The sequence below is a fragment of the Sinorhizobium medicae genome, from assembly GCF_007827695.1.
Classification (GTDB): Bacteria; Pseudomonadota; Alphaproteobacteria; order Rhizobiales; family Rhizobiaceae; genus Sinorhizobium; species Sinorhizobium medicae.
In genome coordinates this window covers 180,224-200,381 of record NZ_VITA01000007.1, presented here as the reverse complement: position 1 = coordinate 200,381, position 20,158 = coordinate 180,224, and the positions used below count along the sequence as shown (strand labels likewise).

Annotated in this window: 21 protein-coding genes; 12 read left to right on the top strand and 9 right to left on the bottom strand. The window is 61.8% G+C overall.

Annotated features, from left to right (window positions below):
• Window positions 1–22: 22 nt before the first annotated feature.
• The 5 genes from gap to FB009_RS14520 all read left to right on the top strand — a co-directional run bounded on the left by gap (window position 23) and on the right by FB009_RS14520 (window position 5,323).
• Window positions 23–1,033, top strand: coding sequence for a type I glyceraldehyde-3-phosphate dehydrogenase (gene gap, locus FB009_RS14545; RefSeq protein WP_018011857.1), 1,011 nt, complete (start codon window positions 23–25; stop codon window positions 1,031–1,033).
• A gap of 5 nt (window positions 1,034–1,038) precedes the next feature.
• Window positions 1,039–1,629, top strand: a complete 591-nt coding sequence (locus FB009_RS14540) for a putative glycolipid-binding domain-containing protein (protein WP_012066871.1) — start codon at window positions 1,039–1,041, stop codon at window positions 1,627–1,629.
• Complete coding sequence (locus FB009_RS14535; RefSeq protein ID WP_012066872.1) at window positions 1,629–2,828, top strand: phosphoglycerate kinase; 1,200 nt, start codon at window positions 1,629–1,631, stop codon at window positions 2,826–2,828. The genes FB009_RS14540 and FB009_RS14535 overlap by 1 nt, the downstream gene beginning before the upstream one ends.
• Before the next feature lie 318 nt (window positions 2,829–3,146).
• Window positions 3,147–4,172 carry a class I fructose-bisphosphate aldolase gene (locus FB009_RS14530; protein ID WP_012066873.1) on the top strand — a complete coding sequence of 342 codons (1,026 nt, stop codon included), beginning with the start codon at window positions 3,147–3,149 and terminating at the stop codon, window positions 4,170–4,172.
• Window positions 4,173–4,405: 233 nt separating this feature from the next.
• Complete coding sequence (locus FB009_RS14520; RefSeq protein ID WP_012066874.1) at window positions 4,406–5,323, top strand: PhzF family phenazine biosynthesis protein; 918 nt, start codon at window positions 4,406–4,408, stop codon at window positions 5,321–5,323.
• A gap of 49 nt (window positions 5,324–5,372) precedes the next feature.
• Here FB009_RS14520 and FB009_RS14515 read toward each other — a convergent pair whose 3' ends face one another.
• Together FB009_RS14515 and FB009_RS14510 are read right to left on the bottom strand one after the other, a co-directional pair.
• Window positions 5,373–7,277 (bottom strand): TPR end-of-group domain-containing protein, encoded by a 1,905-nt coding sequence (locus FB009_RS14515; RefSeq protein WP_012066875.1) that lies wholly within the window; start codon window positions 7,275–7,277, stop codon window positions 5,373–5,375.
• Window positions 7,278–7,451: 174 nt separating this feature from the next.
• Window positions 7,452–7,607, bottom strand: a complete 156-nt coding sequence (locus FB009_RS14510; RefSeq protein ID WP_012066876.1) for a hypothetical protein — start codon at window positions 7,605–7,607, stop codon at window positions 7,452–7,454.
• Window positions 7,608–7,781: 174 nt separating this feature from the next.
• Here FB009_RS14510 and FB009_RS14505 point away from each other — a divergent pair, with 174 nt between their 5' ends.
• The 3 genes from FB009_RS14505 to rcdA all read left to right on the top strand — a co-directional run bounded on the left by FB009_RS14505 (window position 7,782) and on the right by rcdA (window position 10,304).
• Complete coding sequence (locus tag FB009_RS14505) at window positions 7,782–9,083, top strand: MFS transporter (RefSeq protein ID WP_012066877.1); 1,302 nt, start codon at window positions 7,782–7,784, stop codon at window positions 9,081–9,083.
• Entirely contained in the window at window positions 9,070–9,258 is a 189-nt protein-coding gene (locus tag FB009_RS14500) for a DUF1192 domain-containing protein (protein ID WP_012066878.1), read from the top strand. The genes FB009_RS14505 and FB009_RS14500 overlap by 14 nt, the downstream gene beginning before the upstream one ends.
• Before the next feature lie 527 nt (window positions 9,259–9,785).
• On the top strand, window positions 9,786–10,304 hold the full coding sequence (gene rcdA, locus FB009_RS14495; RefSeq protein WP_012066879.1) for a protease adaptor protein RcdA: 519 nt from the start codon (window positions 9,786–9,788) through the stop codon (window positions 10,302–10,304).
• A gap of 236 nt (window positions 10,305–10,540) precedes the next feature.
• Here rcdA and rpmE read toward each other — a convergent pair whose 3' ends face one another.
• A complete protein-coding gene (gene rpmE, locus FB009_RS14490; RefSeq protein ID WP_010970183.1) occupies window positions 10,541–10,762 on the bottom strand; it encodes a 50S ribosomal protein L31 in 222 nt (73 codons plus the stop codon).
• A gap of 290 nt (window positions 10,763–11,052) precedes the next feature.
• Between rpmE and FB009_RS14485 the strand changes: the two genes are divergently transcribed.
• Window positions 11,053–12,867: an ABC transporter ATP-binding protein/permease gene (locus FB009_RS14485; protein WP_162304018.1), complete on the top strand. Its 1,815-nt coding sequence runs from the start codon at window positions 11,053–11,055 to the stop codon at window positions 12,865–12,867.
• Window positions 12,868–12,869: 2 nt separating this feature from the next.
• Here the strand turns inward: FB009_RS14485 and FB009_RS14480 are convergent, their stop codons facing one another.
• The 5 genes from FB009_RS14480 to FB009_RS14460 all read right to left on the bottom strand — a co-directional run bounded on the left by FB009_RS14480 (window position 12,870) and on the right by FB009_RS14460 (window position 18,149).
• Entirely contained in the window at window positions 12,870–13,898 is a 1,029-nt protein-coding gene (locus FB009_RS14480; protein WP_018209410.1) for a peptidoglycan -binding protein, read from the bottom strand.
• A gap of 2 nt (window positions 13,899–13,900) precedes the next feature.
• Window positions 13,901–15,007 carry a MotA/TolQ/ExbB proton channel family protein gene (locus tag FB009_RS14475; RefSeq protein WP_012066882.1) on the bottom strand — a complete coding sequence of 369 codons (1,107 nt, stop codon included), beginning with the start codon at window positions 15,005–15,007 and terminating at the stop codon, window positions 13,901–13,903.
• A 293-nt stretch (window positions 15,008–15,300) separates the two neighbouring features.
• Complete coding sequence (locus FB009_RS14470) at window positions 15,301–16,101, bottom strand: inositol monophosphatase family protein (RefSeq protein WP_012066883.1); 801 nt, start codon at window positions 16,099–16,101, stop codon at window positions 15,301–15,303.
• 239 nt (window positions 16,102–16,340) lie between these two features.
• On the bottom strand, window positions 16,341–17,486 hold the full coding sequence (locus tag FB009_RS14465; RefSeq protein ID WP_012066884.1) for a tetratricopeptide repeat protein: 1,146 nt from the start codon (window positions 17,484–17,486) through the stop codon (window positions 16,341–16,343).
• Window positions 17,487–17,495: 9 nt separating this feature from the next.
• On the bottom strand, window positions 17,496–18,149 hold the full coding sequence (locus FB009_RS14460; protein ID WP_012066885.1) for a thiamine phosphate synthase: 654 nt from the start codon (window positions 18,147–18,149) through the stop codon (window positions 17,496–17,498).
• Window positions 18,150–18,249: 100 nt separating this feature from the next.
• Here FB009_RS14460 and FB009_RS14455 point away from each other — a divergent pair, with 100 nt between their 5' ends.
• Entirely contained in the window at window positions 18,250–19,032 is a 783-nt protein-coding gene (locus FB009_RS14455; protein WP_012066886.1) for a sulfite exporter TauE/SafE family protein, read from the top strand.
• Between the two features lie 97 nt (window positions 19,033–19,129).
• Window positions 19,130–19,390: an ArsR/SmtB family transcription factor gene (locus tag FB009_RS14450; protein WP_145161638.1), complete on the top strand. Its 261-nt coding sequence runs from the start codon at window positions 19,130–19,132 to the stop codon at window positions 19,388–19,390.
• Window positions 19,391–19,552: 162 nt separating this feature from the next.
• On the opposite strand, the gene FB009_RS14445 is transcribed toward FB009_RS14450, so the two are convergent.
• The gene (locus tag FB009_RS14445) at window positions 19,553–19,726 is read right to left on the bottom strand and encodes a YdcH family protein (protein WP_003536026.1); all 174 of its coding nucleotides are present in this window, start codon (window positions 19,724–19,726) and stop codon (window positions 19,553–19,555) included.
• A 210-nt stretch (window positions 19,727–19,936) separates the two neighbouring features.
• Here FB009_RS14445 and FB009_RS14440 point away from each other — a divergent pair, with 210 nt between their 5' ends.
• Window positions 19,937–20,140: a YdcH family protein gene (locus FB009_RS14440; RefSeq protein WP_012066888.1), complete on the top strand. Its 204-nt coding sequence runs from the start codon at window positions 19,937–19,939 to the stop codon at window positions 20,138–20,140.
• The last annotated feature ends 18 nt before the right edge of the window (window positions 20,141–20,158 follow it).

Sequence of the window (20,158 nt, the reverse complement as noted above, 5' to 3'; positions counted from 1 at the left end):
TTCTGACAGGGAGAGACCCGATATGACAGTCAAAGTCGCCATCAACGGTTTCGGCCGCATCGGCCGCAACATTCTCCGCGCCATCGTCGAATCCGGCCGCACGGACATCGAAGTCGTTGCCATCAACGATCTGGGCCCGGTCGAGACAAACGCTCACCTGCTGCGCTTCGATTCCATCCACGGCCGCTTCCCGGCCGACGTGAAGGTCGAAGGCGACTCTATCATCATCAACAACGGTAAGCCGATCAAGGTGACCGCGGTCCGCAATCCGGCGGAACTGCCGCACAAGGAGCTCGGCGTCGACATCGCGATGGAATGCACCGGCATCTTCACCGCCCGCGACAAGGCCGCCGCTCACCTGGAAGCCGGCGCCAAGCGCGTCATCGTCTCGGCTCCGGCCGACGGCGCGGATCTGACGGTTGTCTACGGCGTCAACCACGACAAGCTGACGAAGGATCATCTCGTCATCTCCAACGCATCCTGCACGACCAACTGCCTGGTCCCGGTCGCCAAGGTGCTCCACGACGCGATTGGCATCGATCATGGCATGATGACCACGATCCACTCCTATACCAACGACCAGCCGTCGCTCGACCAGATGCACAAGGATCTCTACCGCGCCCGCGCCGCGGCGCTCTCTATGATCCCGACCTCGACGGGTGCGGCCAAGGCGGTCGGCCTCGTTCTGCCGGAACTCAAGGGCAAGCTCGACGGTATCTCCGTACGCGTCCCGACCCCGAACGTCTCGGTCGTCGACCTGAAGTTCGTCGCCAAGCGCGAAACCACGAAGGAAGAGGTCAACGCCGCCATCAAGGCTGCCGCCGACGGACCGCTCAAGGGCGTTCTCGGCTATACGCTGCAGCCGAACGTTTCGATCGACTTCAACCATGACCCGCATTCTTCGGTCTTCCACATGGACCAGACCAAGGTGATGGAGGGCAAGTTCGTTTCGATTCTGTCCTGGTACGACAATGAGTGGGGCTTCTCGAACCGTATGTCGGATACGGCGGTCGCCCTCGGCAAGCTCCTCTAAGACCGATGTTCCGGGCCCTTTCCTCAACGACGGTGCGCTGGCGCCCGATCGAGGGGGAAGGGCTTGAGCATCTGACGCTCAGATCCTTGAACAACGCTCTCGGCGCGGCTATCCGCGCCGAGAGCGTTCTCATCGGCGAACGCGGCGGATCGGCCTATGGCGTCCGCTACCGCATCGACTGCGATGCCGGCTGGCGCGTCTTTTCCTTCATCATCGAAACGACCGAAGGGGTGAGGCTGCACCTCCTGTCCGACGGACATGGCAACTGGCGCAGAGCCGACGGAACGGCCTTGCCGCAATTCGATGGCTGCATCGATATCGACCTCGCCGGCACCCCCTTCACGAACACGCTGCCGATCCGCCGCCTGGGCCTTACCCGGCAATCCGGGACGGCCAGGCTGAACATGCTCTACGTGCCCTTCGACAGCTTCGAGCCGACGGTCGACGGCCAGCTTTACACTTGCCTCGACGACGGCAGGCTCTATCGCTACGAGGCGGCGGATCGCAGCTTCACGGCCGAGCTGCCGGTGGACGAGCACGGCCTCGTCATCGACTACCCTACCCTGTTCCAGCGACTATCACCGGAGACCATCTGATGACTTTCAAGACTCTCGACGATCTGACCGACATCGCCGGCAAGCGCGTCCTCGTGCGCGTCGACCTGAACGTGCCGGTCAAGGACGGTCAGGTGACCGACACCACCCGCATCGAGCGCGTGGCGCCGACCATCCGCGAGCTCTCCGAAAAGGGTGCGAAAGTCGTCCTGCTCGCACATTTCGGGCGGCCGAAGGGCGAACCGGTCGCCGACATGTCGCTGAAGACAATCGCCTCCGCCGTCGAGGAGATCCTCGACCAGCGGGTCTATTTCGCGCCCGACTGCATCGGCGACAAAGCCGCCAATGCGATTGCCGATTTGAATGACGGCGAAGTCCTGCTCCTCGAGAACACCCGATTCCACAAGGGCGAGGAGAAGAATGATCCGGCCTTCGTCACGGCGCTCGCCGCCAATGGCGACATCTACGTCAACGACGCCTTCTCCGCCGCCCATCGCGCGCACGCCTCCACCGAGGGTCTGGCCCAGCATCTTCCCGCCTATGCAGGCCGCACCATGCAGGCGGAGCTGGAAGCGCTGGAGAAGGGGCTCGGCAATCCGCAGCGTCCAGTCGTCGCGATCGTCGGCGGCGCCAAGGTCTCTACCAAGATCGACCTTTTGCAGAATCTCGTGAAGAAGGTCGATGCGCTGGTCATCGGCGGCGGGATGGCCAACACCTTTCTCGCCGCGCAAGGCGTGGATGTCGGGAAGTCTCTCTGCGAGCACGACCTTGCGGAAACCGCCAAGGCCATCCTCGCGGCCGCCTCGGAGGCGGGATGCGCGATCGTGCTTCCGGTGGACGGGGTTGTCGCCCGTGAATTCAAGGCCGGCGCCGACAATGAGGTCGTCGACGTCAAGGCCATCCCTGCCGACGCCATGATGCTCGACGTCGGTCCGAAGTCGATCGACGCGATCAACGAATGGATCTCGCGCGCCGAAACCCTCGTATGGAACGGCCCGCTCGGCGCCTTCGAGATCACACCCTTCGACAAGGCGACCGTGGCGGCGGCGAAACATGCGGCAGCCCGCACGCGCTCCGGCTCGCTCGTTTCGGTCGCCGGTGGCGGCGATACCGTTGCGGCACTCAATCATGCCGAGGTGGCTGACGACTTTACCTATGTGTCGACAGCCGGCGGCGCCTTCCTCGAATGGATGGAGGGCAAGCCCCTGCCGGGCGTCGATATTCTCAAGCAGCAGAGGTGACGCTCAGGGGAAGCCGCCCTTGTGCACGGCTCCGCATCAGAGGATGCGGAGCGCCTCACGACCAACTCGAAACGCAAGCCGCTGAGAAGCTCGCGACGCCTGTATGCAACAAGACAGAACCAACCAAAAAGATTCTGATATTTCAAACGATTAAAATTATTTAAATCGTTTTAGCCCATTTTACTGCCATTTTCCCGCACGGTATCTTCTGTTAACGCGCCTTCGTTCCTGCGGCGCGAGGACGCTTTCGCGCCTCCGGCCGAAAACTTGTTTCATCCGCTGGTCCATTGGGACCAGCGTTGTTCGTAGGAGATAAATATGAGCGAAAGACTGGAAGATATCGCGGTTGCCATGGTCGCCAATGGCCGGGGCCTGCTCGCTGCCGACGAGTCAACCGCAACGATCAAGAAGCGCTTCGACGGCATCGGCCTGGAATCGACAGAGACGTCCCGCCGCGACTACCGCGAGATGCTGCTGCGCGCCGACGATGCGATGCGCGACTATATCTCCGGCGTCATTCTTTATGAGGAAACCCTGTTCCAGAACGCCGCCGACGGCACGTCGCTGGTCGACATCATCCGCAAGGCGGATTCGATCCCCGGCATCAAGGTCGATGCCGGTGCCAAGCCGATGGCACATTTCCCGAACGAAACCATCACCGAGGGCCTCGATGGGCTCGCCGCCCGGCTCGCCAAATACCATGAAGCCGGCGCCCGTTTCGCCAAATGGCGCGGTGTGATCGCGATTTCCAACGCCTTGCCGAGCCGGGGCGCGATCAGGGCAAATGCCCATGCGCTCGCCCGCTATGCGGCGCTCTGCCAGGAAGCGAAGATCGTGCCGATCGTCGAGCCGGAAGTGCTTATGGACGGCGCCCCCGGCGACCACTCGATCGAGCGCTCGGAAGAAGTCACCGAATGGACCCTGCGCACCGTCTTCGAGGAGCTGGGCGAACTTCGCGTCAAGCTCGAGGGCATGATACTGAAGCCGAGCATGGTGATCGACGGCAAGAAGGCGCGCAAAGCCTCAGTCGACGAGGTGGCGGAACGCACCATCAAGATCCTGAAACGCACCGTGCCGGCCGCCGTCCCCGGCATCGCCTTCCTCTCCGGCGGCCAATCGACGGAAGAGGCGACGGCCCATCTCTCGGCAATGAACGCTGCCCACGATCTGCCGTGGAAACTCACCTTCTCCTATGGCCGGGCGCTACAGCAGGAGGCGCTCAATGCCTGGGGCGGCAAGGCGGAAAACGTCGCCGCCGGCCAGCGCGCCTTCACCCACCGGGCCAAGATGTGCAGCCTGGCTGCAAAGGGTAGCTGGACGAAGGACTTCGAGAGGGCTGCCTGAGCGAAAAGATACCGGTAAGAGGGAGAGAGGAGAGGTCCGGCGGCAGCGATGCCGCCGGACCTCTACCTTTTTCGGACAAGTAATTGTCAGGGAGACAAGTTCTTCGTTCGTGTGGAGTGCCGGCATTTCTACATCTGTATCGTTTCCGATCCAGAGCGGGATGAGGAAAAGCGTGTGCGGCTTTCCGCCCGCATCCCGCGTCTCAACTCTTTGAAATCGATCACGAGGCTTTCATGAGCAGCGTCTCCTATGCCACCGTCGACGTCTTCACAGCCGAACGTTTCGCCGGCAATCAGCTTGCCGTCATTCCCGATGCCCGCGGTTTGAGCGATGCGCAGATGCAGGCGATCGCCACCGAATTCGCCTATTCCGAAGTCACCTTCGTCCTGCCGCCTGAAAATCCGGAGAATACCGCACGCGTTCGCATCTTCACGCCCACGACCGAAGTGCCTTTCGCCGGTCATCCGAATGTCGGCACGGCCTTCGTTCTTGGCCGGCAGCAGGAAATCTTCGGCCGCAAGCCCGGCCAGGCGTTGCGTTTCGAGGAAAAGGCGGGCCTGGTCGAGGTGACGCTCCTCGGCAATGAAGGCGTTGTCAGCGGCGCAAGGATTATCGCCCCGCAGACACTGCAGATCGGCCCCGCCATCGACCCAGCGGTGATTGCCGCCAGCGCTTCGCTGCGCAGTGACGAGCTCAGCGAACGGGCTCACCGGCCGGTGCGCATTTCGGTGGGGTTGCCCTTCGCCGTCGCGGAGGTGCGCGACCTGGCCGTTCTTTCGAAGGCGCGGCCGAACGTCTCCGCCTTCGAAGAGGCGAATACCCGCTATCCGCTCGCAGAAGACAGCTTCAGCCTGTTCCTTTATGCCCGCACGCTCGAGCGGCCCTGGTATGTGAGAGCGCGCATGTTCGCGCCCCTCGACAACGTCATCGAAGACCCGGCGACCGGCAGCGCTTCGGCGGCGCTCGGTGCCTATCTCGTCTCACTGCTTCCCGATGCCGACGCAAAGGTCGAACTCGTCATTGAACAGGGTGTGGAAATGGGGCGACGCAGCATCATTGCCATCGCTGTCGGCAAGCGAGGCGGCGCCATTCGCGAGGTCAGCATCTCGGGCGACTGCGTGACGGCGATGCGCGGCGTGATCGAGGTCTGATGTTCGCAGCACCCCGGGAGTCCTTCGGACGCGCAGAGGCGGTCGCTCGTCAGGGCCCTGCGGCGTTGCAGTCTCCGAGCGCGTCGAGGAGCGCGCGGAAGCGGGGATCGTCGCGTATGAGATCCAGGTCCGGGTCCTGATTGAACCATAGGACATGATAGCTGGAGCTCTGCGGCACCACTGTCTCCAGCAGCTCCAGCGCACGCTCGCCCTCACCGAGGAGCGCATAGACGCATGCTGCATTGTACTGCGCGACCACATCGTCGGGATCGGTCGCAAGTGCTCGGGAAACCCATTCCTTCGCGCGTTCGGCCTCACCCATATGCGCGAGCGCCAATGCGCCGCGATGGGCCGGACTGGCATTTTCCGGATTCCGCTCCAGCGCTCTTGTCGCCCGCTCGATGCCGATCCGTGCCCAACGCTGGCGCTCGGCTTCCCTACCGAGCGAGAGATGGCAACCCATCAGATGGATCGGCGAAAAATAGTCGTCCGACCTGATCTCCGCCGCGCGCTCGAAAAAGCCGATTGCTTCCTGGAATCGACCCTGCGCGAACAGGAAACGGCCATAATAGAGATTTGCCTCATAGAGCGAAGGATCCAGCGCGAGAGCCTGACGGAACTCACGGCTCGCTTCCTCCGTTTGGCCGTCGTGGTTCAATGCAAGCCCGCGCGAGGCGTGCGCTTCCGCCAGATTCGGATCCAGCGCGAGCGCCTTGGCGCTCATGTCGAGAATGCTCTTCAGCGGGAACTCCTTTTCGTGCCAGTCCCTGATCGCACATTCGCATTCGGCGATTCCCGCATAGGCACGAGCGTAGTTCGGATCGAGCTCGACAGCCTTGAGGAACATCCGGCGGGCGAGAAGCAGATAGGGCTTTGTCCAGGTATGTGAGAACTGGCGTCCCCGGAGATAGTAGGTATAGGCCTCGACGGAAGTCGTGGGATCGCTTTCGATCGCCTTCTTTTCCTCCGGCAGGAGCTTTATCTTGAGCTGGTTGACGATCGCGTGCGTGATCTCGTCCTGGATCGCGAAAATGTCGGTCAGGTCGCGATCGTAACGGTCCGCCCACAGATGCCCGCCGGTCTGGGCGTCGATCAGCTGGCCGGTGATGCGCACGCGTTCGCCCGCCTTGCGTACGCTACCTTCGAGAATGAAGCGCACGCCGAGTTCGTGGGCGATCTGTTTCACCTTCACTGCCTTGCCCTTGTAGGTGAAGACGGTGTTGCGGGCGACGACGTGCAGCCGCGCAACCTTCGAAAGATCGGTGATGACGTCCTCGGTGATGCCGTCGGAGAAGTATTCCTGCTCGGGATCATGGCTCATATTGGTGAAGGGCAGGACGGCGATGGACAATTCGTAGCCACGGTCAACGACACCGGCCGGTTCCGAACCCTTTGCGACCGGATGCGCGCCGAGAGAAACCGTGTAGACGCGAATTGTCGGCGCGATGTTCTTCAGACTGTATTCGCCCTTGTCGACGAAGCCGACATCGAGTCTCGAGCCGACATGGTCGCGCACGGAGGCCGAAACGGCGATGCCGGACGGGTCGGCAAGCCCTTCGAGCCGCGCAGCGACGTTGACGCCATCGCCGAAGATGTCGCCGTCCTCAACGATCACGTCGCCGAGATGGATGCCGATCCTGAGTTCGATACGCCTGCTTTTCGGCAGACCTTCGTTGCAGGAAACCATGCCGCGCTGGATTGCGACGGCGCAGGCGACCGCGTTCACAACGCTCGAAAATTCTACCAGGAAGCTGTCTCCCGCCAGCTTGACGATGCGGCCCTTGTGCTCGGCGATCTTCGGCTCCAGCAACTCGCGTCGATGCCGCTTCAGCGCCGCGAGCGTGCCGGCCTCATCCGCACCCATCAGGCGGCTATAGCCCACCACATCGGCGGCGAGAATGGCAGTGAGACGGCGTTCCAACAGAGCCTCGAATTTCATCTTGTAGCCGAGCACGGTAATTTAACCTTTTCCTGCCATAATGTCGTGCGGAGACTCGCGTCGTTTTGGCCGTGAAGATAAGTGGCCGTTCCGCAAGGTGCTGTTTCTAAAGGAACGCAAAGCTGCGCGATGCTGCCGGGAATGCCGGACGCGCAGCAGCGTGCGTCCAGCGGAAGCACCCCGGCTTCTTCAGGGGCGCACGAGCACCGTGAGCATCATCACGACGATGGCAAGGACGGCAATCTTCCAGAAATCGCGGCGCTGCCGGAGGCCCGGGCAGCCGAGCGGCTTGATCACCTGGACGCACATGGCCAGCAGCAGGAGAAGCGTTAGTGCCTTTGACATCTGCTCATTTCCGGGAAGATCCGCCGCAATGTGAGCGACGCCATACGGACGTCACTTTTCGTCGCATAGAGGGCTATTGTTTTCGCCGCCGATTTGCAATGACCGGTGGTATCGATTTCCCTCGGCAGGGCGATACGCGTCACAGCTTGTCCAGGGCAGAACGTCGGATGGATCATGAGAAATAACCTGCTTCCCGTTGCCGCTCTGCTTCTCGGCACATTGTTTCTCTTTCTCGGAAACGGTCTGCAGGGCCTGCTCCTGCCGGTGCGCGGCACGGCGGAAGGCTATCCGACGACGATACTCGGTCTGTTCGGCACGCTGTGGGCAACCGGTTTCGTGCTCGGCTGCTTTTTTGCGCCGAACATCGTCAAGCGTATTGGGCACGTGCGCGCCTTCAGCGTGTTCACCGCCCTGATCGCTATCGTTTCGTTGTTGACGGGTATTCTGATCGATCCGATCTGGTGGTTGGCGCTCCGCGCAGTCACAGGCTTCTCCACTGCCGGAACTTCGATGATCATCGAAAGCTGGCTGAACGAGCGCGCCACCAATGAGAGCCGCGGCCTGATCTTCTCGCTCTACATCGCCATCACCCTTTTCGGCGTCGTCGGCGGGCAGATGATGATTCCGTTCGGCGAGACCTCCACGACTTTCTTCTTTATGATCTGCGGCATTCTCTATTGCGTCGCGATGCTGCCGACGCTCATGTCCAGGGCCGCGTCGCCGCAGCCGCTGAAGCAGGTCCGCCTCGATCTGCGCGGTCTCTACAGCAATTCCCCGGTCTCCTTTCTCGGCATCCTGCTCATCGGCATCGCCAACGGCGCCTTCGGCACGCTGGGTGCCGTTTTCGGCCGGCAGGCGGGCCTGTCGGACAGCACCGTCGCTGCGATGATGAGCGTCGCGATCTTCTCGGGCGCCGTCATGCAACTGCCGGCCGGCCGCATCTCCGACCGCGTCGACCGCCGCTATGTGCTCGCCGCGCTCGCCGGGATCGGCGCGCTCGCCGGCCTGCTGATGTTTCTCGTCGAGCCGAGCCAGGTCTGGATCGTTCTGACCCTGATCGCAATCTACGGGGCGGCCGCCAATGCGCTCTATCCGATCGCTGTTTCCCACGCCAACGACTTCGCCACAGCCGAGGATTTCGTGAAGGTTTCGGGCGGGCTCCTGCTTCTTTACGGAGTCGGCACGATCATCGGGCCGACGATCGGCGGACCGATAATGACCGCCAGCGGGCCCTATGGCCTCTTCATGATCACGGCGTGTGCGCATATGCTGATCACTGCCTATGCGATCGTCCGCAGTCGCCGGCGCGCACCGGTTCCCGCGGCCGATCGGGAAAACTTCTCGCCGGTCAATGCCGGAACCGCGACGACGCCGGAGAGCCTGCAGCTCTCGCCGCGCGCAGCTCCGATGGAGGAACTGGCGGAGGAAGGCGCCGGCGATCCCCAGGAGGAGGAGAAATCGAATGAGCCTGTTTGACGAGGACCAAGCGAAGAAGAAGACCGAGCACGAGATCGGCAGCGACCTTTCGCTGCTCTCGGTGGATGAACTGAACGCGCGCATCGCGCTCCTGACGCAAGAAATCGCAAGGCTGGAAGCGGAAATGAACCGCAAATCGGCAAGCCGGTCCGCCGCCGAAAGCCTCTTTCGTTGAACTCGGATAGATCTGAAATCAAGAACGAGATCGATTTCAACAAGTTAGAGCGGGATGCGGGCGGAAAACCGCACACACTTTTCCTCATCCCGCTCTAGATCACGATGTTCTTAGGTCGAATCGACCTAAGAACATGAACATGATCGATTCCAATAAGTTAGAGCGGGATGCGGGCGGAAAACCGCACACACTTTTCCTCATCCCGCTCTAGGGGTTAACTCCATATTAAGCAATATCTGCGATTGTAGGATCATCCGGTTTCCTTCCGGACTCAGACAATTTCACCGACTGGCGAATGGTCTGATTTTTCTCCCTGTTTTACCTTGAGAGCCGCTTCGCGCGGCTCTTTTTTTGCTTTACGACAGCATGGCTCCAAAGAATTGTGGAGATTAACCCTTTCTTAAGAATGCCCTTGCGCGGAATGCGGTATGGGATCATTCTTCGAGCATGGAGGGGCCTCAGGAAACTTTTCCCAGAGCCGCCCGTTACCTGACAGTCGTGATGCGTTGGAACCAGGGAATACAGGCATGTCCGAAAGAGGATTGAATACCGTCAGTTTCGCCGGTCACGCTGCGTCGTCGGCGCAGTTCAAGGCGCTCTACTCTGAAGGGATGGGCCTGGTCGAGGAAACGGCGAGCTATCTGGATGGTCCCGGCCGCACCGCAGCAAAGGTACTGCCGCGCATGGCATCCGTTCTCTATGCCGCCGAGTCGATGCGGCTTACCACCCGGCTGATGCAGATGGCTTCCTGGCTCCTTCTGCAGCGCGCCGTCAACAATGGCGAGATGAGCCGTGACCAGGTTCTGTCGGAAAAGAACAAAGTCCGGCTCGACAGCTTCAATGTCGATCGCAGTGCGCCCGGATGGAACGACTTGCCGGAAAGCTTCCGCGACCTGATCGAGCGGTCGCTGCGGCTGCAGAATCGCGTCGCCCTGCTCGACCGCGAAATCTATCGGCCACAGGAAATGACGAGCTTCGTACCGGACAATCAGAATGGTGTGAAGGCGCAGATCAAATTGCTGCAGACCGCCTTCGGAGCGAACTGAAGCGAGGCGATCCTGCCGCTGAGATTATAAACCCGGCCATGTGCCGGGTTTTTTCTTTGGGCAGGCGAGAAAAGCAATGCTTGCGGTTGGATCCTCGGGTCAAGCCCGAGGATCCACACATGGGCCGGCGAAAACCACCGCGAGGTCGCAATAGCCAAAGCGGCCGCAAAGGCGATGCCAGCCAACAAAAAAGCCCGGCATGCCGGGCTTCGCAATATGCAATCGAGCGTCTGATATCAGAGGCCGAGGCCTTCGAAGCGCTTCTTGAACTTGGAGACGCGGCCGCCGCGATCGACGAGCTGCTGGTTGCCGCCGGTCCAGGCCGGATGCGACTTGGGGTCGATTTCCAGGTTCATCGTCGCACCTTCCGTACCCCAGGTCGAGCGGGTTTCGTATTCGGTGCCGTCGGTCATCACCACCTTGATCGTGTGGTAGTCGGGATGGATGTCTGCCTTCATAACAATCTTCCTAGAGTTCCAGGGTCCAATTGTCGCAAGGCATTGCGACTTTGGGACCGAACACGTAAATGAAGCCGCAGACCGCTCTTGGGCCGCGGCTTCCCAATTCGATGCCGTGCCTATACATGAAGGTCTGCGGGATAACAAGTGCCGCGCGGAAGACTTGTGATCTCTGCATGATTCATCGGATCAACACCGGTCCGGAACGGCAGCAGGTCGCAGTCGCACAGCGATAAGCGCCTGGTCGGCGCATGACGTTGTGGCCCCGTGACAGGCGAACGGGGGGCTATGTGCCAAAACAGGAAATTCAAATGCCGGCGCGCAGGTCCATCCGCCCGCTCGCAACCGTACTGCCTTACCTCGCCCGCTACCGCGGCCTTGCGATCGGCGCTGGCCTTTCCCTGACCGCCGCAGCGGTTACGACGCTGACATTGCCGATGGCCGTTCGCCGTATGATAGACCACGGCTTCTCCAATTCCGATTCCGGCTTCATCAACACCTATTTCTCCATGCTGATGGTGCTTGCGGTGATCCTCGCCCTTGCCAGCGCCGCCCGCTACTATTTCGTCATCTCGCTGGGCGAGCGCATCGTTGCCGACCTCAGACGCGACGTCTTCGCACGCGTCATGCAGCTCTCGGCATCCTTCTTCGACGTCAATCAGTCCGGTGAGATCGTATCGCGGCTGACTGCCGACACGACACAGATCAAATCGGCGGTGGGCGCGACGGCATCGGTGGCGCTGCGCAACCTCATCCTCTGTCTCGGCGCTATGGGCATGATGGTCTATACGAGCCCGAAGCTTTCGAGCCTGGTGCTCGCCGCGATCCCCGTCATAGTCTTTCCGCTCGTCGGCTTCGGCCGCTCGGTACGCCGGCGCTCCCGCGAAGCGCAGGATATGCTTGCGGCGGCTTCCGCCTATGCCGGCGAAACGATCGCCGCCACCCGTACGGTGCAGGCTTTCAACGGTGTGGAGAGCGCGCGTTTGCGCTTCGGCAACTCGGTGGAGGCCGCCTATCGTGCCGCCCGCGCTGCAACAAAAGCGCGCTCGGTGCTGACCGCCTTTGCCATCACGATGATCTTCGGAAGCGTCGTCGCCGTGCTCTGGTTCGGCGCAAGGGACGTCCTCTCAGGCTCGCTTTCCGCCGGTACTCTCGGTCAGTTCCTGCTCTACTCCGTTTTCGCGGCGGGCAGTCTCGGCGCGCTGTCGGAGGTCTGGGGCGAACTCTCACAGGCGGCGGGCGCCGCCGAACGCCTGAACGAGCTTCTGAGCGAAGTCCCTGAAATTCGCGCGCCGGAGTGTCCGGTCGCAATGCCCGCACCTGCGACAGGGGCGGTCGAGTTCGACGACGTGCACTTCGCCTATCCCGCCCGGCCGGATTACAAGAGTCTCCGGGGCCTGAGCTTTGCGATAAGGCCGGGCGAGACGGTAGCCATCGTCGGCCCATCCGGCGCCGGCAAGAGCACGGTCTTCTCGATGCTCCTGCGTTACTACGACCCGGCAAAGGGCACCATCCGCGTCGACGGTACGGATGTGCGCGCCGTCGATCCCGAAGAACTGCGTGAGAGACTAGCGATCGTGCCCCAGGACGTGACCATCTTCGCCACCTCGGTGCACGACAACATCGCGTTCGGCGTGCCGGACGCAAGCCGCGAAGCGGTGCGCGCAGCCGCTGTCGCGGCGCAGGCCGAAGAGTTCATCGGCAGGCTTGATCACGGCTACGACACGCTGGTCGGCGAGCGCGGGGTGACCCTTTCAGGCGGCCAGCGCCAGCGCATAGCCATCGCGCGCGCCATCCTGAAAGACGCTCCCATCCTTCTTCTCGACGAGGCCACCTCGGCGCTGGATGCGGAAAGCGAGACGCTGGTGCAAAAGGCGCTTGACGGCCTGATGAAGGAGCGCACGACGCTCGTCATCGCCCATAGGCTCGCGACCGTTCTCAAGGCGGACCGCATCCTGGTGATGGAACATGGCCGCATCGTCGAGGAAGGCACCCACGAGTCCCTGATCCGCCAGGGCGGGCTTTATGCGAAGCTTGCGCGGCTCCAGTTCGATCACGGCGCAGAAGCGCTGTTCGTCGGTTCGCCCGCGCCTGTTTCTCCGTGATCTTATTTTTCTGTTAGCTTGAGCTCGATACGACGATTCTGCGCGCGTGCTTCCTGGGTGTCGCCAGGCGCAATGGGCTGGTATTCGCCAAAGCCAGCCGCCACCAGCCGGTCCGCCGGAACCCCTTTCGAGATCAGGAATTTGACGACGGAGGTCGCTCGCGCCGACGACAATTCCCAATTGTCACGGAAGCGGCCTATTCCCGAAAGCTGAACATCGTCCGTGTGGCCGTCCACGCGCAGGACCCAGTTGATCTCCGCCGGAATCTCCCTGGCAAGGTCGAGAATCGCTGCCGCAAGCTTCGTCATCTCAGCCTGGCCTTCAGGGTTGAGCTCGTTGCCGCCCGAAGGAAAGAGCACTTCCGACTGAAAGACGAAACGATCGCCGACGATGCGGATATTTTCGCGATCGGAGAGAATTTCCCTCAGCCGGCCGAAGAAGTCCGAACGGTAGCGATTGAGCTCCTGAACACGCTGTGCCAGCGCAACGTTCAGCCTGCGGCCGAGATCGGAGATCTTGGCCTGAGAGGCCTCGTCCTTCGCCTCCGATGCCTGGAGGGCGCCCTCGATGGCGGCGATCTGGCTGCGGAGCGCCGCGATCTGCTGGTTCAAGAGTTCGATCTGGCTCATTGCCCTTGCACTGACCTGCCGCTCGTTTTCGAGCTCCGATCCGAGCCGGCCGATCTTTTCATCGGCGACTTCCGCACTGCCTGCACCTCTGTCAAGCAGCGCCTGCAGGCGTGACCGTTCGCCCTCGGATTGTGAAAGCGAAGCCTGAAGATTGGCAAGCGAATCCTCGAGATCCTGTTTGCCGCTTTTCTCGAGGGCCAAGAGCTGGGTGAGTTCGTTGATCTGGCTGTTCAGCCGGTTCAGCACCTCGTCCTTGCCGCTGATCTCCCTGCCGAGCAGGAACTGTGCAGTGACGAAAACACTGAGCAGGAACATGATTGCCATGAGCAGCGTCGAGAGCGCGTCCACGAAACCCGGCCAGTAGTTGATAGCCCGCGGTTCGCGGCGTCGGGAGAGCGCCATGGTCAATCTCCTCCGCTGTCTTCCATGCGGCTGAGTTTCGCCGGAGACACGGATTTCTCCGTCTGCACGGTGATACGGTCAGCCTGACCGATGCGCGCGGTCAGCCGATCGAGCGTCTTGCGCATCGCCTTGGCCTCCTCCTGCTGCGCTTCGATCCAGTCGCGCAGCATCTGCTGCTCGCCCCGCATATTCTTGACAAGGCCCTGAATGCCCTCGGCGAGGCTCGCCATGGCAGCCGTGGTGCGCTGGTTCACGCCACCCTCATGGGTCATGCGCGCGAGCTGGTCGGTGAGCCGCCGCAGTTCCTCGGCGGGAGCGCCGTCGCTCATTTCGCCCGGCTGGGAAAATCCGTGTCCAACATCGGTCACCGAGGAGAGCCAGTTCTCGAGCTCCGTATAGAAACGATTCTGCGCCCGCCCCGCCTGCAGGTCGAGAAAGCCCACGATGAGCGAGCCGGAAAGACCGAAGAGCGAGGCGGAGAAAGCCGTTCCCATGCCGGTGAGAGGCGCCGAAAGACCGCTCTTCAGCGAGGTCAGCAGGTCATCGGTGCTGCCGCTTCCGGCATCGAGCGACTGAATGACGGTGTTGATGGAGCCGATCGTGCCGAGCAGACCCCAAAACGTACCGAGCAGGCCCAGGAAAACGAGGAGACCGGCAAGATAGCGGGTGATGTCACGCGACTCGTCCAGGCGCGCAGCGATGGAATCGAGGATCGACCGGAGCGCAGCCGTCGATATCGCCGTCGTCTGGCGTCCCCCGATCAGGGCCCGCATCGGGGCGAGCAGCACCGGATCGCGTCCAACCTTGTCGGCACTGCCGGCGGCACGGAAGGAGTTGAACCAGCGAACCTCCGGCCTCAGGCTGAGGACATGGTTGAACGCCAGCAGAATACCGATCGCAAGCACGCCCAGGATCAACCCATTGAGGCCGGGATTGCCGGCGAAAGCCTCGCTGGCCTGGCGGAAGAGGATTGCGGCGACAAATCCCACGATGATCAGGAAAAGGACCATCGTCCAGAAATAGGGCATTGGGCTCGAAAGCTTGTGAGGACCGTAGTCCTCCTCCAAGTCTTCGCGATCACGCCACCCGGCCAGGTTCAGTTTCGCCATAAGTTCGCCAGTCTCCCGGTTCTGCGGCGGTTTCCGCGCCTGTCCGACGAACAAGAGGGCGGCCGCAACACTCTGAATTTGCCGCAACACTCCTAAATCGACGAGGAAAGAGGAGCGGTGCCGCCGATGGCCGAAGGCCATCCGTACTGGCCCGGAGACTAGTGGAAGTTTGCGCCGAATTGAAGGGAAAACAAAAGACTTGAGGCGCGCCGCATGCGATCGAATTCATCCGGCGCGGTAGAGGTGCTCCCACGCCCTGAAACCTCGGCGCAATTGGGACGGCAGCAATGCCGTCACCTGGACGGAATCGGACGCTGGATGACCTCGCGCAGCGCCTTGGCTATCTGTTCGTTGCCGCACACGACCGAACCCGCCTCGAGCGGCCTGCCGCCGCCTTCGGCATCGGTGACCCAGCCGCCGGCCTCGCGGATGAGCAGGGTGCCGGCAGCCATGTCCCAGGCGGCCAGATCCCGCTCCCAGAAGCCGTCGAATCGACCTGCAGCCACGTAAGCAAGGTCGAGCGATGCCGAGCCGAGGCGGCGAATGCCGGCGACCTCGCCCATGACGTGGCGCAGCTCGACCAGGTGCTTGCCGTGATTGCCGCGGCCGAGATGCGGCGTACCGGTTCCGATCACGGCGTCCGAGAGCACCTTGCGCCCGCCGACGCGCAGACGCCGGTCGTTAAGGAAGGCGCCGCCGCCGCGCTCTGCGGTGTAGAGCTCGTCCGTGGCCGGGTTGAAGACGACGGCGCCGACGACTTCACCCTGGCGCTCCAGCGCGACCGAGATGGCGAAATGCGGGATGCCGTGCAGGAAATTGGTGGTGCCGTCGAGTGGATCGACGATCCAGCGGTGGGCGCCGTCGGTTCCCTTGATCTCCTCGCCTTCCTCTCCGAGGAAGCCGTAGGTCGGGCGGGCCTTCATAAGGTCCTCGCGGATGATCCGCTCCGCCTTGTGGTCCGCCTGCGATACGAAATCGGCCGGTCCTTTCAAGGACACCTGCAGGTTCTGCACTTCGCCAAAATCGCGCGCGAGCGACTTGCCGGCCTTGAAGGCGGCCTGGACCATGACATTGAGAAGAGCAGAACGGGCCATGCGGCGATTCCTCTAGCGAAGGCCAGCCGAGATGCTCGACCGGACATTGAACCTGTCTGACAGTGCGCATGCCGGCCGCAGCTCGAAGCGCGGGCAAGGGAACCGTCGTCAAAAAACCGAGTGAGATTTCACTCCTTCCGCGGCGGTATAGGAATAGGAGGCCGCGGAGAAAACCGGGGCTTCAAGACCACAAAAACCCCGGAAGTTCAAGAGAAATAGATCGGATCTGCCCACGCATCTCAGGACGAGCGGTATTTGTTGGCCGCCGCGAGCGCCGACTTCTGCTGCGTTTCGTTGAGGCCGAGATAGAAATCCTCGAGCGCGTCATCTTTGAGGCCGGCCCGGCGCGACAGGACGTACCATTTTGCCGCTTCGACGGGGTCCGGACGCGTACCTATGGCATTCACATAGAGGTGGGAGAGTCGGTTCTGGGCGACGACGTTGCCGCTTTCGGCGGCGCGCTTCATCCAGGCAAAGCCCTCTTCGAGGTTGCGGTCGCCGGCGATCCCTTCTATCAGCCAGATCGCAATGTCGAGCTGCGCCGTATCATAGCCCGCGCGCGCCGCCCTGAGCAGCCACTCGCGGGCGCGGGCGCGTTTGTCGTCCTCGACGCCGTCGACATTGACGTAGATCTGGGACAGCGCATATTGCGCGTCCGCAATGCCTTGTTCGGCCGATTTCTCGTAATAGGGCATGGCGGCCTTCAGGCCGCGCTCGCCGGGCATGTCGGCCACCAGCGTTTGTCCGTAGTTGAACTGAGCCGAGGCATTGCCGAGATCGGCAGCCTTTTTCATGAGCTCGTCTGCTTTCTTCCGGTCGCGCTTGACGTGGCGGCCTTCCATCAGGATCAGCGCATATTTGAACATGGCCGCCGGATCGCCATTGGTGGCCGCCTGGCCGTACCAGAAGGCGGCGGCCTTGGCGTCGCGCGCAACACCGAGTCCCTGCTCGAGGATTCCCGCGACGAGCGTCTGGGCGGCTGGATCGCCGAGCTGGGCCCGCGGCAAGGCAAGGTCCATCGCCGTGAGGTAATAGCCCCGCTGGAAGGCACCATAAGCTTCGTCGATCTTGCCTGTGAAGGGTTTCTCCTCAGGAAGATCAGGCAATTCTGCTCCCATGCGATCGATCACGTTGACGCCCTTCGAAGGCGCACTGCCATCGCTGGGCTTCGGCTTTTCCGGCCCGGCCGCTGCCGGCTTTCGCTCGCCATCTTCCGGTAGTGCCGCGCCGTTGAAAGGCGTGATCCGCCCGCGCTTCTGCGCACTGCCCTCGTCGGTCTGCGCTGGCGGTATCGGTTGCTGTGCCAGTGCCGGCGCGACTGCTGAAAGCATCGCTGCGGCAAAGGCTACGGGCCGGCTGGAATTCAGGAGGGAGCGGATTACCATCGGCAGGTCTTAACCTTCAAACCGTGGCGCTTTTTCGTCAAGCAAGGCGTTGACGGCCGCGACCACCGACGGCGCCTGTTCGGCTTCGCCGAAGACGGCAAGGCGGAGTGCCACGAATTCCGCGCCGGTTTCCGCGACCGCAAGCGCCGATTGCGGATCCATGCCGCCCATGACGATGCAGGGAATCTCGATCATCGACGCCCACCATTCGGCAAGCGCCAGGTTCTTTGGATGGGCCTCAGATTTTATATCGCCGTCCGTGCGGCCGAAGAAGACGTAATCGGGCCGCAATTCGCCGATTTCGAGCGCATGGTGACGGTCGGTAGCATTGCCGCCACCAACAATGAGCTTCGGCGCATGCCGCTCGATCGCTTCGGCGAGGGCGGCGGCGGCGCCGGCGATATGGATGCCGTCCGCCTTGGCCCGTCCGGCAACGCGGGTATCTCCCTCGATCAAGGCCGCGGCGCCGGCCTTCTGGATCACCGGCACGAGCGCTTCCGCATGTTTCTGGAAATCCGCATCGCTAAGCCCGTATTGCGGCACGATCACCGACGCCACATCTCCGCCCTTCAGCGCATCGCCAACGAGCTTCACGCGTTCCAGGCCGTCCGGGATATCCGGTGCGACCAGCACGAGGCGGCAGCGGTCTTCAATTTTGCTCATGTCGTCAATCCTGGCGATCTCGGTTCGAGCCGGAAGCCGGCACTCGATTTCATTCGGGAAAACCGATAGACGGAGATGACAAAAGGATCAACCGCCGCCAATGCTTCCCGACATCGACTTCTATCTCGTTGCCATTCCGGCCGTTCTGCTCGTCGGCCTCGCCAAGGGAGGGATGGGCGAGGCTCTCTCGCTGATGGGGGTGCCCATCCTGTCCATGGCCGTTTCGCCGGTGCAAGCTGCGGCGCTGCTTCTGCCTATCCTGATCGCCATGGACATCGTCTCTCTCTGGATCTGGCGAAAGCACGGCGATCGGCAAACCTATATCATGCTGCTCCCAGGCGCGCTGGTCGGCATCGCCGTCGGCTGGGCTACGTCCGCCTATGTGCCACGCGACGCGCTGAGGCTGATCATCGGTCTCATCACTGTCGTCTTCGTGCTGCGCTATGTCTACACTTTGTGGCGCAGCCGCAACGGCATCGCCATTCAGCCGAAGCCGCAGCGCTCCGGCCCGGCTGCTCTCTGGGGCACCTTCGCGGGCTATGGCAGCTTTGTCGCTCATGCAGGCGGCCCTCCATTCCAGATCTACGCGCTGCCGCTGAAGCTCGCGCCCCGTGAATATACCGGCACGATCGTGCGCTTCTTCGCCACTCTCAACGCCGTGAAACTCATCCCCTATTTCGCCCTCGGCCAACTCGACCTCAGCAATCTCAAGACCTCGGCAACGCTCTTCCCGCTTGCCATGGCCGCAACCGCCTGCGGGGCCTGGATCGTCCGGCGCATGAAACCGCAGGTCTTCTATCCGTTCATGTACATGATGGCATTCGTCGCCGGCTGGAAGCTCGTCTGGGACGGCCTCGGAAGCGTAATGTCCGGGACGTTGTAGCAACGACGGAGTTCGCCATTTTTGCTGCAACGCAAAGCGAACTTTCGCAGCGCACAATTTTCTTGCCGGCCCGGGGGAATTCGCCTAACGTCTGCTTATGACGATCGCGGACCCTTTCGATGCCATTGCGGATCCGAACCGGCGCTATCTGCTGGAAGAGTTGCGGCGCGCGCCCAAGATCGTCAACGAACTCGCCGGAGGCCTGCCTATCAGCCGGCCCGCTGTTTCCCAGCATCTCAAGGCACTGCTCGACTGCAATCTCGTATCGGTGTCCGCAAGCGGCACACGGCGGATCTACACGATCAACAAGCCGGGATTCGACCGGCTCAACCTGTGGCTGGACCAGTTCTGGTCCTGATGCAGTCAGGCGGCGCGTGCAACAACGTGACCCCGCACCGCCTAAGGAAGCCGACCGGACGCGGAGCCCGGCCAGCCAATGTGAGTGTATCGTTTCGGGATTGTTTTGACCCTATCGTCGCATCGCCTGAGAGACGGCAATGCAATCGGGAACCGTTCACGATCAGTGCGTCGAGGAACGGAGTCTTTCGATTTCGTCCTTGATGCGCAGCTTCCGCCGCTTGAGTTCGCTGATCAGTTCGTCCTCGCAGGACGGAGAGTTCAGGGCTTCGTGGAGTTCCTCTTCAAGGACGCCATGCTTCTTCTCAAGCGTTGCAAGATGAGCCTCAATGGTCATTGGCAGTCCCTTCCTTTAGCTTGCACCCGGCACGCAAATGCCGGATGTTCCATGGTTGAAACCTTCTTACTGTGCCATGTCATTTTTCATTTGTCGAAGGCGAAATGATGACATCGGATAACTTCCCGTCACCGGGCAAGATGTGTTAGAGCGAGCAGGAAATTCTCGGATCGCGGATCGGCGAAGCCGGGGTTAAGGGGATCGCTTTGCATGCCGGACCAGGACCAGGCCGAACTCAGACTGACGATCGCGCGCCTGAGGCAGGAACACGAAGACTACGATGCGGCGATCAACGCGATGATCCAGACCGGCTGTGACGCATTGCGCATCCAGCGGATGAAAAAGAAGAAACTGGCCATCAAGGACAAGATCACCAAGATCGAAGACCAGATCATTCCAGACATAATCGCCTGAAAAACGGACCAAGACGTG